Source organism: Corallococcus sicarius, from assembly GCF_003611735.1.
Classification (GTDB): Bacteria; Myxococcota; Myxococcia; order Myxococcales; family Myxococcaceae; genus Corallococcus; species Corallococcus sicarius.
Genome location: NZ_RAWG01000018.1, coordinates 41,810 through 55,773 on the forward strand (window position 1 = coordinate 41,810; position 13,964 = coordinate 55,773).

The window sequence follows — 13,964 nt, forward strand, 5'->3', positions numbered from 1 at the left end:
GGATGCCCGGGGTGGCTCACGCATGATGATTCCCGCGTTGTCGAGCGTCCGGGGCCTGTTGCTCGCCCTCCTGATCACCGCCTGCGCGTCAGGGGACTCCCCGGAGGAGCCCCGCACGGACGCGGGCCTCCAGGACGCGGGGCCAGGGGACGCGGGGCTCCCGGACGCGGGAGTGGAGGACGGCGGGACGGCGGGCGACGCCGGGACGTGTCTGGACGACAACCCGTGCACGGCGGAGTTCCTGGACGACGCCGGTGTCTGCGTGTTTCCCGCTGCCCCGGATGGGACGGCCTGTGGCGACGGCGACGTCTGTACCACCGGGGACCGCTGCCTGGCCGGCGTGTGCCGGGGTGAGCCCTCCTCGCGGCCGCCCGCGACCCACGGCACGGCGTGGAGCCTTGGCACGGCCCCGGCCGAGCGCGCCGCGACGCCGCTGGAGGGCCTGGCGGAGTTCGTGTCCGACGACCGCCTCCTCTTCGGCGACCGGCTGGGTGGCAGCGGCCTGTCGGTGTCGCTGGTGCGCGTGACACCCGAGGGCCTCCAGCGCCTGGACCATCGCGTCCTCGACGTCCGCGTCGACCGCTTCTTCGGCGCCACGGACTGGTCCGACCGGTTCCTCACCTTCTTCCTGCCCCTGGGCCCGGACCGCGTCGTCGTCGTGGGCACGCGGCAGCGCCTGGAGCTGCTGGGCCTGGAGGGCGACCGCATCACGACGCTGTCCCAGCTGCCGCTGCACTCGAGCAGCAACAGCATCCTCGCGGGCGCGGGACGGGGCGCCCACTTCTGGATGTGCAACGGCGGCGCGGTGACGCCCTACCGGGTGGAGGCCGACAACGCCCTGGTGGCGGACACCACGCACGTCCTCCAGCTTCCCGGCACCTGCAACTCGATGTCCGTGTCCGAGGACGGCAACACGCTCTGGGTCGGGACGACGCGCGGGCTGGTGCCCGTGGACGTGACGAACCCCGCGGAGCCGGTGCTGAAGCCCGCGCTGCTCGGGACCCTGTCCCTGTTCCGCGCGCAGGTCCACGGCACGTACGTCGTGGCGCACGAGCTGCTGCGCTACGGGCAGCTGGGCCGCATCCTCGTGTACCGCCTGGACGACCTGGGCGGCTCGGCGACGCCCACCCCGGTGAAGTCCTTCCTCCCCGTGGAGGGCACGGTGCGCTGGGAGCGCCCCGTGGGCTTCGTGCTCTTCAAGGACGACCTCCTGGTGCAGTGGGTCCGCCTGAACGGCACCACGCGCTCCTACGTCGTGGAGCGGCATGCGCTGAGCGCCGGGAGTGTGTCGTCCCCGGTGGCCATGCTCCCCTTGCGTCAGAGCGAGGAGGTGGGGCTGCACATCTCTCCGTTCCTGCTCGCGGGGCGGGGACGGCATGCCGTCCTGCAACCCTGGCGGCGCGTGGTCGCGCTCGAGGGCCCGGATGCGCTGCGCTTCCAGACGGGCATCCACCATGGCTCCTTCGAGCGCGTGCAGGTGGCCGCGGATGGCACCCTGCTGGCGGCGGGGCCCTTCGGGGCGCACCGCGTGGACCTCCGCGACCCGAGCGCCCCCGGGGTCCTGTCAGGGGGCACGACGCTCCCGGCGGACACGCAGCGGCTGCGGCTGGCGCCCGCGCATCCGGGCGCGAGCACCCGGGAGCTGGTGACCCTGCCCGCGTATGGCGCCAACGTGCACCAGGAGGCCGGCACCGCGGTGCTGAGCTGCCTGCGTACTACCCCCGGCGGCCCCGGCGGGCTCCTGGAGCCGGAGGGCCAGGTGCGCCTCGCCGGAGGCCCGGCGGTCCTGGCCTCCGCGAAGGGACAGCTCCTCCAGGCCGCGCCCATCACCGGAGGAGGCTTCACGCTGCGGCGCTTCGCGCTGGACGGCGCCTGCACGGGGCAGGCGCTCGCGCCGGCCGCCGAGCAGACCCTCTCCGTGGATCCGGCCTCGTCGGAGACGCGCAAGGGTTATGCGCTGGCGCTGGATGGCGAGCGGTCCGAGCTGCTGCTGGGCGAGATGCACTACCTCACGCCGGACAAGCCTGCCCGCATCCCGCTGCTCTGGCGCTCCTGGACGGGCGAGGGCACGGCGGCCACCGGCGAGCTGGCCGGGAGCACGGATCAATTCACGGCCCTGGCGCTCGCCAAGGGGCGCGGGCTGGTCATCGAGAACGGCCGGGAGGTCTACATGCTCGAGCGAGAGGGGACGCGCATCGTCACCCGGGCCCACGTCAACCTGGCGGAGCGGACGGGGCCGGTGGACGTCTCGCGCATCCTCGCCTTCGACGGCGCGGTGGCGTACCTGGCCATCTCCACGGTCCCCGCGGGGGTGCTCGCGCTGCGTGCGGACGACCTCTCCGAGCTTGCGCGCTACCCGACGCCGGCCCCCGTGCGCTCCCTGACGTTCACGGACGGGTGGCTCGTCTTCGGGATGAACGAGGCGCTGACGGTGGCCTCACCCGTGTGCCCCGTGCCCCGGGTGCCGCAGGCCCGGTAGGCGGGCTCAGGCCGCTTCGAGCCCGCGCGCCCCGTCCCAGTCCTCCACCTCGTAGAGGAACTTCGTGCCGCCGCGCAGCTTGCGGTTGGCGGACGTGCTCTGGACGAAGACGACGTACTTCTCCAGGCTCGCGGGCCGGATGCGCACCGTCTCTCCGGGCGGCAGGCCGAGCATCTCCCGCGCCCGCTCCCCGCTGTAGAGGTCGCCAGTCTTGCGGTCCATCAACACCACTTCCTTGCGGCCCTGGATGGTCTCCGTCTTGGTGAACTCGTAGAAGCCGCGCCCCGTCTTGAAGCCCAGGCCGTTCTCCGTCACGAACTCCTTGATGGCGCTGTCCCCATCCACTTCCAGCACCTGGAAGCGCCCGGGCGGCACCGCGCGCAGGTCCGTCGCACCGAAGAGCGTGGACGTGGCCCGCTTGAGCATCGTGTTGAACATGGCGTTCAACCCACGGTTCATGCGGCCTTCGCGAGACACCTCCGCTTCGTACGCCTGGAGTTGCGCGTCCGAGGACTGCTTGTAGCAGACGGCCAGCAGCATGTCGGTGATGTGTGAGAACTGGTCCAGGCTCAGGTGGAAGCCGCCGGACTTCTCCGCCAGCTCCTTGTAGAACGCCGTCGCGTGGCGGCGGTTCAGCGCCTGCACCCCGTAGACAGGCACCCCGCGCTTCCCCAGCGCATCCACCTCCTTGCGCCAGTCCAGCTTCTTGGGGTTCTGGGCCGGCCCATGCGGGACGTCGTCTCCAATGAGCACGAACGCCTTCGTGTAGCCCTCCGTCCACGACAGGCTTCGCGCCTCGTGCAACACCAGCTCATAGCACTCGGGCGCGTCTCCGCCGCCCGTCTGTCCCACCTTCTCCACGAAGCGGGTGATGGCCTTCGCGTCATCCGTGAGATCCAACGCCTTCGTCACGTAGGTGGAACCCGCGTCACAGTAGTCGCCGTGCGCGATGATGCCGATGCGGATGCCCGGAATCTCCTTCGTGAGCCGGGCCACCGCGCTCCCCAGCTTCTTGCGCACCTGCGCGAGGCACGGATACATGCTGCCCGTGGTGTCAAAGCTGAAGACGACCTCGACGCGGTTATCAATCACAGACGTGCTCATGGCGCTTGAACCCCCTCGTTCGTTCCTGGCTGCGACATGAAGAAGAGTACCCGGGGGGTCTGACATGGGACGGGGCCCCTGGAGGCGCGTCCTGGGGCCTTCCAGGGGCCTTCCTGGGGCCTTCCAAGCGCCCTCGGCGACGGGCTGGGAAACGGGCTTCGTCCCCACCCCGCATCCCCCCGGAGTCCTCCACGGGCACAAGCCTGGAAACGTCCATCTTCCTTGAAATGCTCGACTCTGAAAGCGGCAGTGTGAGATCCCCTCGCCCGTCTTTCCCCCCAAGGAGTCCGAAGTGCTTCGACACGCATCACGATGGGTCACGACGCTGGTAGTGGGTTTCACCTGGGTGCAGGCGGGCTGCGGTCCGTCACAGCCGCCGGCCCCTGAGACACCGCGCACCGAGGAGACCGCGCAGCCGCTGCTGGCGGGTGAGCGCTCCCTCTTCGATGCCTCCGCGGTGCCGGCCGTGGCGGCCGCGAACGACAGCTCCGCGGTGGAGCTGGGCATGCGCTTCCGCAGCGACGCGCCCGGGCAGATCAAGGGCGTGCGCTTCTACAAGGGCGCGGGCAACACGGGCACGCACACCGGCAGCCTCTGGTCCGCGACGGGGTCGCTGCTGGCCACCGCCACCTTCCAGGGTGAGACGGCCTCGGGCTGGCAGGAGGTGCGCTTCGCCACGCCGGTGAACATCACGGCGGACACGAACTACGTCGTCTCGTACCACGCGCCCGCGGGGCACTACGCGGCGACGAGCAACGGCTTCACGTCCTCGCTGGATGTGCCGCCCCTGCACGCGGCGGCGAGCGCGGCGGGCGCGGGCAACGGCCTCTACCTCTACGGCGCGAGCGGCTTTCCCACGGACACCTTCCAGGCCACCAACTACTGGGTGGACGTGGCCTTCCAGCCCAATGACACGACGCCCCCGACGGCGCCCACCAACGTGACGGCGACGCCCAATTCGTCCACCGCCATCGACCTGACCTGGTACGCCTCCGTGGACGGCTCGGGCGAGATGCAGGGCAACGCGCGCGCGCACCTGGTGTACCGGGGCAGCCAGCTCATCGCGGAGCTGCCCGGCACCACCCTGAGCTATCGCGACACCGGCCTGACGCCCGCCACCGCGTATTCCTACACCGTGCGCGGCCGTGACGCCGCCGGCAACGTGGGGCCCGCGTCCGCGACCGTCACCGCCACCACGCTCGCGAGCACCAGCTGCAATCCCTGCAGCTTCTGGAACGTGGTGACGGGCGACCCGCACGGCATCAACGGGGACGCCACGCCGACCGAGGTGGGCCTGAAGTTCCACTCGGACGTGGCGGGCACGGTGACGAAGATCCGCTACTACAAGAGCGGCATGGACACGCCCCCGGCCGTGGGCCACCTGTGGAGCGCCACCGGGACGCTGCTGGGCACCACCGTGCAGGCGCCCGTGGAGAGCGGCTTCGGCTGGCGCGAGCTGGCGTTCGTGACGCCGGTGAGCCTCGCCGCGAATACGACCTATGTCGTGTCGTACTTCGCGCCCGGGGGCTACTACGGCATCACGGCCCACTACTTCGCCAGCGCGGGCGTGGACATGCCGCCCCTGCACGCGCCGTCCTCGGTCGCGGCCGGCGGCAACGGCGTGCGCCATCTCAATGGCAGCGGCTTCCCCACGGACGTGTATTACAACGCCAACTTCTGGGTGGACGTCGTCTTCGTGCCCGGTACGGGCAACACGTCACCGGTCGACGTTTCCGTGCAGCATGCCTTCCCCGCCGGCACGGGTGTCCGGGGCGAAGCGCTTGATTATGACATCACGGTGACGAACCACGGCACGCGGGCGGCCACCAACCTCACGCTCGATGTTCCTGTTCCCGCCGGACTCGCGCCGTTCGCCTTCACTCCGACGACGACGGCGGGCTCGTGTGGCTACCAGAGCAATGACAACATGCACTGCGACTTCACGAGCCTTGCCGCCGGGCAGACCCTCGTCGTTCGCATGACGCTGGTGCCTTCGGTCTCCGGGACGTTCCAGTTCCAGGCGACCGTCACCGCGTCCGAGACGGACAACGTCCTCGGCAACAACACGAGCACCCTGACGATCCCCATTGGCGCCGCGTCGAACCTGGTCACCTTCGATGGCTTCGAGGGCGCGGACCAGGCCATCACCGGAGAGCACGGTCCCTTCTACTTCGTGCACAACAAGTGGTACCTCGGCTCTGCCTGGGGCGGGTTCACGACGCAGAGCATCTCGTTCAACGGCCCGGGCGTGAACCAGGGGGAGCTCCGTGTGTATGGGGATCGGGTCATCGTCGGCCTCGACGCCTTCACCTGGGATACGGGCGCGACGCTCACCCTGAGCTGCTTCAACCTGCCCACGCGCGTCTTCACCCTGACGCCGGGGCAGGTGACCCACGTCGTGACGAACTGGCAGGGAAGCTGCTCGTACGTGACCCTGGCGACGTCGAACGGCTGGGACACGAACTTCGACAACATCCAGCTGGCGCCGCTGCCGTAAGCATCTGACGTACAGCGGCTCCTGGCGCCTGCCTCCGGGATGGAGGCAGGCGCCCAGGGTGAATGGCAACGACCTTGGGAGGAATCATGAACTGTCGCGATGCCGCTGTGCTCCTCATCCTGTCGTTGCTGGGGTCGGCATGTGCCAGCACCCGGTCTGAAGCTCCGACCGCGGGTGCTGCGCCGCGGCTCAGCCACAAGACGTACACCCTGGGTGCCTCCTCGGAGCCGGAGGCTCTGCTCGTGGTCCTGCACTACTCCGGGTCCACGCCGGAGTTCTGGGAGGAGCATGTCCAGGCCCTGGGCACGGCGGTGAGGGTGGTTGCGCCTCGTGGCTTCAGGCCCCACCGGGAGGGCTTCACGTGGTTCCCCGTCGACCACGAGCAGAAGGGCTGGCCCGAGAAGACGGAGGACGTGGAGCGCGTGGCAGGTCAACTCGCGGACCTCATCCGGGAGGTGCGCCGCGCCCACCCGGAGATCCGCCGCGTCGCGGTGACGGGGTTCTCCTACGGAGGAGACCTGGCGTGGATGCTCGCCATCCGCCACCCGGAGCTGGTGGATGTGGCGGTGCCCATGGGTTCGCGTCTGCTGGGAGACCCCGCGCAATCCCTACCGAAGACGGGTCAGGTGCTCGTGTTCCAGGGAGAGGTGGACCCCATCATCAAGGCGCAACAGACGCATACGCGGGTGGAGTCATTGAAGGCGATAGGTGTCCCCATCGACGTGAAGACCTATCCAGGCCTGGGCCACGACATGTCGCCCCAGTTGCTGGAGGACTGGCGCACGTTCTTGAGGCAGGCATTGCAGGGGCCCGGGGAGCGGTAGGCAGCGCACCGCGTCGTCCTCCACATGGAGGGTCTGTCTGGACCGCCGGGGTCCGGAGCAGGGGCGTGACTGGTATTGGCGCCATGGGCAGGGCTATCCTTGCAAGGCAGCACAAACCTTCAAGACCCGGAGAAGCACATGCGAGCGGCAATCATTGCAGGGCTGATGTCGGTGGGCCTGCTGGCCGGATGTGGCGGAGTGGAAGCGCCAGAGGATCTGAGCCAGGAGGAAGCGGACCGCATCATCGAGATGGCGGTGCCCAGTCCCTGCACCGACGCCTGCGACGCGAAGTACTACCAGTGCTACTACGGCGGCGGCGACCCGTACTACTGCACGTCCTACCGTGCGTTCTGCATCTCGCAGTGTAAGTGATGTAGGCCCGCGGGCCCTGGTGACCACCACGTTGGCGGCGTGCTGAAGCCGCCGCGTGGTGTGATTGGCCGGGCTGAGGCGGAGGTGACGTCCGTGGAACCCACGGCGGAGATGCCCGTCTTCATCGGCTTCCCGGGCGATGCCTTCGTCCCGAAGGCCGGAGACGTACTGGAACGGGTGCCGAAACCGGGCGACGAGCTCAGCGCCTTCATCGCGTAGATGTCGCCCTTGGGGCCCGCCTGCACGTGCGGCCCTGAGCCTCCCTCTCAAGGAGGATGCGCCACCTACCGAAAGCCGTATAGACCGGCATGCATGAACAAAATGAACACCCCCTCCTGGGGCATGCTGGTGGTCCTCGGGCTCGCCCTCGCGACGACGAGTCGTAGCGGAACGGCGCACGCCCAGGCCAGCAAGGCATCTGTGTCCCTGGCGCAGGCGCCGTGCACCCCCAAAGACTCCACGGTGAGTTGCTGCGTGAAGACGCACCCGACGGCGCCGGAGCGCTGTGGTGCTACGAAGCTGGAGGCGGCGGAGATCCTCTTCGCTGGCAGGGTGGCCATGGAGTTGGCCAGGCCGGATCTGCCGGAGTGGAAGCGGGTGTGCATGGAAACCTACGTGAAGTGCCAAGAAGAGGACTGGTTGGGGCACTGTTACGAGTGCTTCAGGTACTGCGAGGGGCAGAAGGGCGAATGGCCGCGGAACAAGTGCCGACGCCAGCAGGGAGACAACTGAACGTGGCAGAGGACATCGACTGGGAGTTGGTGCGCGAGTTGGCCGCTCGCGTCGAGGCAGGAGAAGCGTTGGTGCTCACCCCAGACGTACGGGGACTCCTGCTTCGCTCGGCGCACCAGGTCGCGATCGCCGAGCCAGACGCGCAGGCGGCTGTCCACGACGAGGGAACCGCCACTGCGCTGCTGCGCGAAGTGCGCACGCGAATCCGTGAAGGCTCCCTGCGGCTGGGGCTCACGGAGATGAGGGCACGGGACCTCGCACGGGCCGGAGACACGGCCGGCGCACGGAAGCTCCTCGAGGACCTGCTCGCCGTGGAGGTCGTGCCTCTCTACCTGGAAGAGGCGAAGCTGGCGCTGGAGGAGTTGGACTGACGAAAGCCATCCGCCCCCGTCCGTACGTCTGGAAGAGGCACCTGCCCACCCCCTCCGGCCGAACTCCTTCACCTTGAGCTTCACAGAGAGCGGAGCGCGTGGAAGCCCATCGCTCCCGTGTTGTAGGCCCAGGCCGGGCGCTTCATCCGCACCCTCAAGGAGCAACTGCTCTGGGTGCGCACCTTCGCCATCGTGGAGGAACTCCGCCGGGCCCTGCTGGAGTGGGCACACCGGTACAACGAGCACTGGCTGCTGGAGCGCCACAACTTCCTCTCGCAGAGTCAGGCCCGGCGAGAGCTACTGCAGTCGAAACAAGAAGCCTGATTACGACCAACCTAGTGTCTCAACAGCCCGGCGCGGTACAATGGCGACATGAAAATTCCCGAAGCACTCGCATGGTTCACCGAAATCGATAGTCGCAATGTCCGCATGGAGTCAGGGGGTATGACCGAGCCCAGTCCGAATCACAGCGATGCAGTGCGCTGGATCACCGACGCCGAGACAGCAATGAAAAGCGTCTTCCCGCCGGGGCACGCAATAGTCAAGCGATGGGAGGCCGTATTTTCTGCGGCCCATAACAGCAATCCCGCAGCATGGTCCAACAGATATACATACATTTCACTGCGCGCCATCTTCGGTGCTGCCAAATCCCAGCTAGAGTCTGGCCGAATGTCCGGCCTTGTTGAGTCAATCAGGGCGGAAACCATCGAGGAGCTTCTTGAGCAGGCAGATACCCTTGTCGCAAGCAACATAAATGCAGCTGCGATGGTGATTGCCGGTGGAGCGCTTGAATCGTTCCTTAAGCATCTATGTGAGAAAAACTCGATCACATGGACTGGTCATGGCTCGCTCTCTGCTTACGAAAGAGCGCTTGGCCAAGCGCGAAACAATGGCAACGAGGTTATTTCCGCTTCAGATGGAAAACTAATTACAGGCTGGGGTGGACTGCGCAACACCGCCGCCCACGAGCCCATTAAATTTACGCTCGGCAGCACAGAAGTTGGTCTTGTCATTATGCATATCCGCGAATTCATCGCCCGCCACTCCTAACATCACCTAACGAAAGTCAGGGCTGGACTGGCCATTAGCAAGGGGCGTCCTCAGCTTGAGGGACATGGTCAGTGAACTCGTCTCCGACGCCTTCTGGCAGCGTGTGGCGCCTCTGCTGCCTCCGCCCCGGCCGAAGAAGAAGCAGGGCCGCCCTCGGGCGGACGACCGGGCCGCGCTGGAGGCCATCGTCTTCGTGCTCAGGAGTGGCATCCCGTGGGAGATGCTGCCTCGCAAGCAGTTCGGCCTGTCGGGCATGACAGCCTGGCGCAGGTTGGAGGAATGGACGTGTGCCGGCGTGTGGGAACAACTCCAAGCGCGGCTGCTGGATGCGCTGGGACTGCGAGGCAAGGTGGGCTTCTCCCGCGCCTCCATCGACTCCTCGTCCATGCGGGCGTCAAAAAGGGGGCCCTCACAGGCCCAAGCCCGACGGATAGAGCGAAGGCAGGTAGCAAGCATCATCTTCTCGTAGAGGTCCATGGCCTACCGCTCACCGAGTCGGTAACGGCGGCCAACGTGCACGACACGCACGAACCCTTCCCCCTCGTCGACTCCGTGCCCGCGGTGAGGATGCCTTCGGGGCAGCGCCGCTTCCGTCCCGCAAAGGTCCACGGCGACAAGGCCTATGCCTCCAGGAAGAACCGACTTGGATTACGCCTGCGCGGCATTGCTCCACGCATCGTGCATCCAGGCGTGGAGTCCAAGGCGCGGCTGGGACGCTACCGCTGGGTGGTGGAGCGTACGCTGGCCTGGAAGAGCCAGCTGCGCCGGCTTCGCGTCCGCGACGAGCGCAGAGACAACGTCCACTTCGGATTCCTCGTCCTCGGCTGCTGCATCATGCTCCTACGTCGCCTCTGCCCTGACATTTTTTAGGGGCCGTAAGCAGCGGCGGCTCGAATCTCTCCCTTCATTTCATGCGCGATACGAAATGCTAGCCTTTGAAGATTCGCCCGATCGCACTCACCGGCACCGCAATTCTTAATGACGTTGCCCATCTGAACCATTAACTCCTCGACCTCAGGACTCTCCACGGCCAACAGATCGCTATTATAGAGGCGCCAAAACGTGACCAAGTCTGCATTCTCACCCGCAAGACTGGGACTCTTCGCCAATTTGGCCACCACGTCGATGGTCTCCAAGTAGAGAGCGGCTCTCCGTCTATTAATCTCACCCAAACGACTCTCAATCGCGTCCTTCTCGATGTCCGCCCAGCGCGCCACCCTGGAATCATCTGACGTTGCAATAATAAAGCGAAGCACGACAGCTGCATTGTGGGGATCTTTGAGAACCGTATTGAGATAGCGCTCCCGTGCCTCTAGTTGCTGAATGTCCCTCGTGGTAGCCGCCTCCCTTTCTTTCTGGATCAAGCCCTGAATGCCGCTCGTTACCGGAACTATCGCAGCCAGCATTCCGATGATTGCTGTCACAGTTCGTCCACTCCTCCACCAAACTTGCCGCGCATGAAGGAGCTTCGACTTCGCCTCTGCGATCTCAAGCTCAAGGAGCAGACCGGCTAGTTCTTCTTTCTTTTTCGCTAGTGCGCCATCAATGAGTTCAACGCTCTCCGGCACCGCAGGAATGCCTCCCATATAGTTCCCCTCCAGTCCGACATTGCGGCCGATGTAGCCTCTATGCTCCTGCCTTGCATTGCACTCAATCATTCACGGAGCAGTGCCTCATCTTAGCCCCCCTGGACTCCCTATGCCAGGTCACTCTCCTCGGCGCAGGCGCCTGCCCTTCCCCGCCGGAGATTGAGCGCCCACCGCTTCCTCGTGGCTTCATGGTGGTCGCGCGCCGCTGGGTGGTGGAGCGCACCTTTGGTTGGCTCAATCTCTTTCGCCTCGGCAAGGATTAAGAGCAGAAGCCCACCTCCAGCGAGGCCGTCATCTCCCACCTCGCGCCTGAAGCGCGGTGCAGCAACTCGACCGGCCCGTCCCCTAAACCTACGTTACACCGGCGTCAACGCCGGAGAGGCACACTGGGGGCACATGACGAACCGCAGGCAATGAAGAAACCTGGCAACCCGTACCGGCTTGCCAGGTTTCTTCACTTTGAAAGCGGAGGGAATCGAACCCTCGGGCAGGGAGACAGGAAACCCCAGGATGGAAGGGCACACTGGGAGCATATCGCGGCCCCTCGCGATGGAGCCGGTCAGGGAATAACGGGCTGCATGAGGTCAGCCCTGACCAGCAGCTCGCGCACGCGCCGCGACAGCGCCACATGTTCCGGGTTCGCGACCGTGAAGCGCTCAGGTGTGAGGAGGATCAGCGTGCCCTTGTCCTCGACCGGCTCAATCCGCACCGGAGCGGGAAGTGGCGACACCTTGCCGCGACGGCGCGCCAGGTACGTGACCAATCCCACGAACGTTGCGGTTCTGCCTTCCTCCTGGAGTGTTTCGCGATGCTCCCATGACGTGGCGATGCACCAGTCAGCATCCCAGGCCAGCGCCATGTTTCGCACCACGCCTGCAAGCACGGGCGCGGTCAAAAGCCTGTCCGCATTCGGTCCACGCTTTGGGAGAGTCATCGCACACGAATTGGGAACGGCTTCCGAGTAGGCGCCACAGGAGATGCGCACGTTATGCAATCTCCAGCAACCCCTCCATTGTCGAACGAGAAGCGGAAGCCAAGCTCTTCAATCGCTGGCCCTCCAGGTTCGCGGTTCACGCCGCACCGGAACAACTCAGTCAGAGTGGACACATCGGGCGGCATGAGTGGGTGCTTGCGCGCGTCCTTGCGTGACCTGGTTGGCTTGTACCAATCGGCCAGGGACGGGTCGTACGGAGCCAGGAGGCCGAGGAAGTTCGCAGCACGCTTCGCGCAATCGTCCGGCGTTTCCTTGCGCGGTCCCCAGTAAGCACCTGCATGGTAGGCTTCGACGGCTAGCTTCTCCACGATGCGCTCCACTCAGATTACCAGGGTGTGGACAATCCTTATGCCTTCGACGCCGGCCTCGTCCAAGAGCCTTCGAATGGCCTTGGCGGCGTCGGGTTCAGCCACGTGCCACTCAATCGGGATGCCCACGCCACGGACCTATCGAGCTGCCTCTGGGCTTGATCAATGACTCCCTGGGCTCCGGAGTGACTGAACCAGTCCTTGGGCTCAAGGCCTTCAACAGCTCGACGACCCGCTCACGGAACTCCGGCGGGTATGGGGGGCGTGACTTCTGCATCGTTGGACCCTTCCAACACGTAAAACAGGATAGACCGTGATGAATGAACAAGCGGAGCACTCCCTCCTGGGGCATGAGGGTGCTCCTCGCGCTCGCCCTGGCGGCAGTGGGACTTAGCCGAACAGCGCACGCCCAGGCGCCGTGTACCCCCAAGGACTCCACGGTGAGTTGCTGCGTGAAGACGCACCCGAGGGCCCCGGAGCGCTGTGGAGCCACGAAGCAGGAGGCGGAGGAGATCCTCTTCGCCGTCACGGTGGCCATGGAGTTAGCCAAGCCGGACTTGCCGGAGTGGAAGCGGGCCTGCATCAACAACTACGTGAGGTGCAAGGAAGAGGCGTGGAGTGGATCCTGCTACGACTGCTTCCGGCACTGCGAAGGGCAGCAGGGGGAAGTGGGAGGACAACAAGTGCCGCCCCAAGAAGAAGGGACGCTGAGCATGGCCGAGGACGTCGATTGGGAGGAGGTGCGAAGGTTGGCCGCGCGGGTGGAGGCGGGCGAAGCGCTGACGCTCACTTCCGACGTGCGAGAGCTGCTGCTGCGCGCTGCACGGCAGGTGGCCATCCCCGACGCTGACGCCCTGGTAGCAGTCAACGACGTGGCCACGGCGACCACGCTCCTGCGCGAAGCCCGCGCCAGGATCCGGGAGGGTTCCATCCGCCTGTCACGCACGAGGTTGCGGGCCGACGACCTCGCGCGCAATGGCGACGTGGCTGGCGCGCGGAAGCTGCTGGAAGACCTGCTCGCCGTCGAAGAGATCCCGCTCTACCGCGAGCTGGCGGAGATAGAGCTGGAGGGGCTGGACTGACGGCCGGACAAAAGAAAAAGCCTGGCAACCCGTACCGGCTTGCCAGGCTTCTTCACTGTGGAGGCGGAGGGAATCGAACCCTCGTCCGAAAGCCGTCTGCTCTTTGACCCTACGTGCGTAGTCCGCGATTTGCTACGTCACCTGGACTCCCACGGACGGGATTCCCGATGCCGGTCCTGGAAAGATCTCGTCACCTCGGGCCCAGGCTCCCTCAGTGACCAGTCCGCATTATGACGGCCCATCCCCACCCCACGGACCGAGAGCAGGGGGACCGCGCACTAAAGACTGCTAATTAGGCAGCCAGCGCGAGCTCAACGTTGTCGTTGGCTTTTGTGATGTTGTCGGCAGTTTAACGAGGTCCCAACAAGCTCGGCACGCGTCTCGAACTTCAATGCCCCCGTCGAAGCCAGGTCGCCCCCAGATTCGCCGTACTTCATGCGGCCGCGACTGCTCCGCACACCACTTACATTAACCGCTGAAAGCCCCCCGTCAATCCTCCTGCACGCACGGGGTCGCTCCTGCAACATCCCTCCCCTGCCCCCACCGGACAGCCAGCCAGGCC

At 66.1% G+C, this 13,964-nt stretch carries 14 protein-coding genes, 1 other RNA gene and 1 pseudogene; 11 read left to right on the forward strand and 5 right to left on the reverse strand.

Annotated elements, in window-relative coordinates; translation table 11 throughout:
- Window positions 1–22: 22 nt before the first annotated feature.
- Window positions 23–2,479 carry a hypothetical protein gene (locus D7X12_RS04705; RefSeq protein WP_244224344.1) on the forward strand — a complete coding sequence of 819 codons (2,457 nt, stop codon included), beginning with the start codon at window positions 23–25 and terminating at the stop codon, window positions 2,477–2,479.
- Window positions 2,480–2,485: 6 nt separating this feature from the next.
- On the opposite strand, the gene D7X12_RS04710 is transcribed toward D7X12_RS04705, so the two are convergent.
- The gene (locus D7X12_RS04710) at window positions 2,486–3,583 is read right to left on the reverse strand and encodes a vWA domain-containing protein (protein ID WP_120624069.1); all 1,098 of its coding nucleotides are present in this window, start codon (window positions 3,581–3,583) and stop codon (window positions 2,486–2,488) included.
- A gap of 331 nt (window positions 3,584–3,914) precedes the next feature.
- On the opposite strand from D7X12_RS04710, the gene D7X12_RS04715 reads away from it, so the two are divergent.
- The 9 genes and pseudogenes from D7X12_RS04715 to D7X12_RS45460 all read left to right on the forward strand — a co-directional run bounded on the left by D7X12_RS04715 (window position 3,915) and on the right by D7X12_RS45460 (window position 10,299).
- Window positions 3,915–6,080: a DUF4082 domain-containing protein gene (locus D7X12_RS04715; protein ID WP_244224345.1), complete on the forward strand. Its 2,166-nt coding sequence runs from the start codon at window positions 3,915–3,917 to the stop codon at window positions 6,078–6,080.
- Window positions 6,081–6,166: 86 nt separating this feature from the next.
- On the forward strand, window positions 6,167–6,904 hold the full coding sequence (locus D7X12_RS04720; RefSeq protein WP_120624071.1) for an alpha/beta hydrolase: 738 nt from the start codon (window positions 6,167–6,169) through the stop codon (window positions 6,902–6,904).
- Window positions 6,905–7,042: 138 nt separating this feature from the next.
- On the forward strand, window positions 7,043–7,276 hold the full coding sequence (locus D7X12_RS04725; protein WP_147443525.1) for a hypothetical protein: 234 nt from the start codon (window positions 7,043–7,045) through the stop codon (window positions 7,274–7,276).
- Window positions 7,277–7,360: 84 nt separating this feature from the next.
- On the forward strand, window positions 7,361–7,495 hold the full coding sequence (locus D7X12_RS44925; RefSeq protein WP_279637145.1) for a hypothetical protein: 135 nt from the start codon (window positions 7,361–7,363) through the stop codon (window positions 7,493–7,495).
- Window positions 7,496–7,597: 102 nt separating this feature from the next.
- The gene (locus tag D7X12_RS04730) at window positions 7,598–8,008 is read left to right on the forward strand and encodes a hypothetical protein (RefSeq protein WP_244224346.1); all 411 of its coding nucleotides are present in this window, start codon (window positions 7,598–7,600) and stop codon (window positions 8,006–8,008) included.
- Between the two features lie 2 nt (window positions 8,009–8,010).
- The gene (locus tag D7X12_RS04735; protein WP_120624074.1) at window positions 8,011–8,379 is read left to right on the forward strand and encodes a DUSAM domain-containing protein; all 369 of its coding nucleotides are present in this window, start codon (window positions 8,011–8,013) and stop codon (window positions 8,377–8,379) included.
- A 132-nt stretch (window positions 8,380–8,511) separates the two neighbouring features.
- Window positions 8,512–8,703: pseudogene (locus D7X12_RS43425) on the forward strand (hypothetical protein); the annotation flags it as partial.
- Between the two features lie 48 nt (window positions 8,704–8,751).
- The gene (locus D7X12_RS42270) at window positions 8,752–9,429 is read left to right on the forward strand and encodes a hypothetical protein (RefSeq protein WP_147443526.1); all 678 of its coding nucleotides are present in this window, start codon (window positions 8,752–8,754) and stop codon (window positions 9,427–9,429) included.
- A gap of 64 nt (window positions 9,430–9,493) precedes the next feature.
- Window positions 9,494–10,299 (forward strand): IS5 family transposase gene (locus D7X12_RS45460; protein WP_439329349.1). Its coding sequence is split into 2 segments (ribosomal slippage): window positions 9,494–9,839 and window positions 9,839–10,299, totalling 807 coding nucleotides; the frame shifts between segments, so codons are not numbered across the junction.
- Here the strand turns inward: D7X12_RS45460 and D7X12_RS42275 are convergent.
- From D7X12_RS42275 to D7X12_RS45270, 3 genes are all read right to left on the reverse strand, one after another.
- Entirely contained in the window at window positions 10,296–11,087 is a 792-nt protein-coding gene (locus D7X12_RS42275; protein ID WP_158619961.1) for a hypothetical protein, read from the reverse strand. The genes D7X12_RS45460 and D7X12_RS42275 overlap by 4 nt on opposite strands.
- Window positions 11,088–11,577: 490 nt before the next feature.
- On the reverse strand, window positions 11,578–11,952 hold the full coding sequence (locus D7X12_RS44045) for an immunity 52 family protein (RefSeq protein ID WP_341868202.1): 375 nt from the start codon (window positions 11,950–11,952) through the stop codon (window positions 11,578–11,580).
- On the reverse strand, window positions 11,949–12,332 hold the full coding sequence (locus D7X12_RS45270) for an Imm52 family immunity protein (protein WP_341868201.1): 384 nt from the start codon (window positions 12,330–12,332) through the stop codon (window positions 11,949–11,951). The genes D7X12_RS44045 and D7X12_RS45270 overlap by 4 nt, the downstream gene beginning before the upstream one ends.
- A gap of 440 nt (window positions 12,333–12,772) precedes the next feature.
- On the opposite strand from D7X12_RS45270, the gene D7X12_RS44050 reads away from it, so the two are divergent.
- Entirely contained in the window at window positions 12,773–13,402 is a 630-nt protein-coding gene (locus D7X12_RS44050) for a DUSAM domain-containing protein (protein ID WP_244224348.1), read from the forward strand.
- Window positions 13,403–13,457: 55 nt separating this feature from the next.
- On the opposite strand, the gene ssrA is transcribed toward D7X12_RS44050, so the two are convergent.
- Window positions 13,458–13,821, reverse strand: a transfer-messenger RNA (tmRNA) gene (gene ssrA, locus D7X12_RS04765).
- Between the last annotated feature and the right edge of the window lie 143 nt (window positions 13,822–13,964).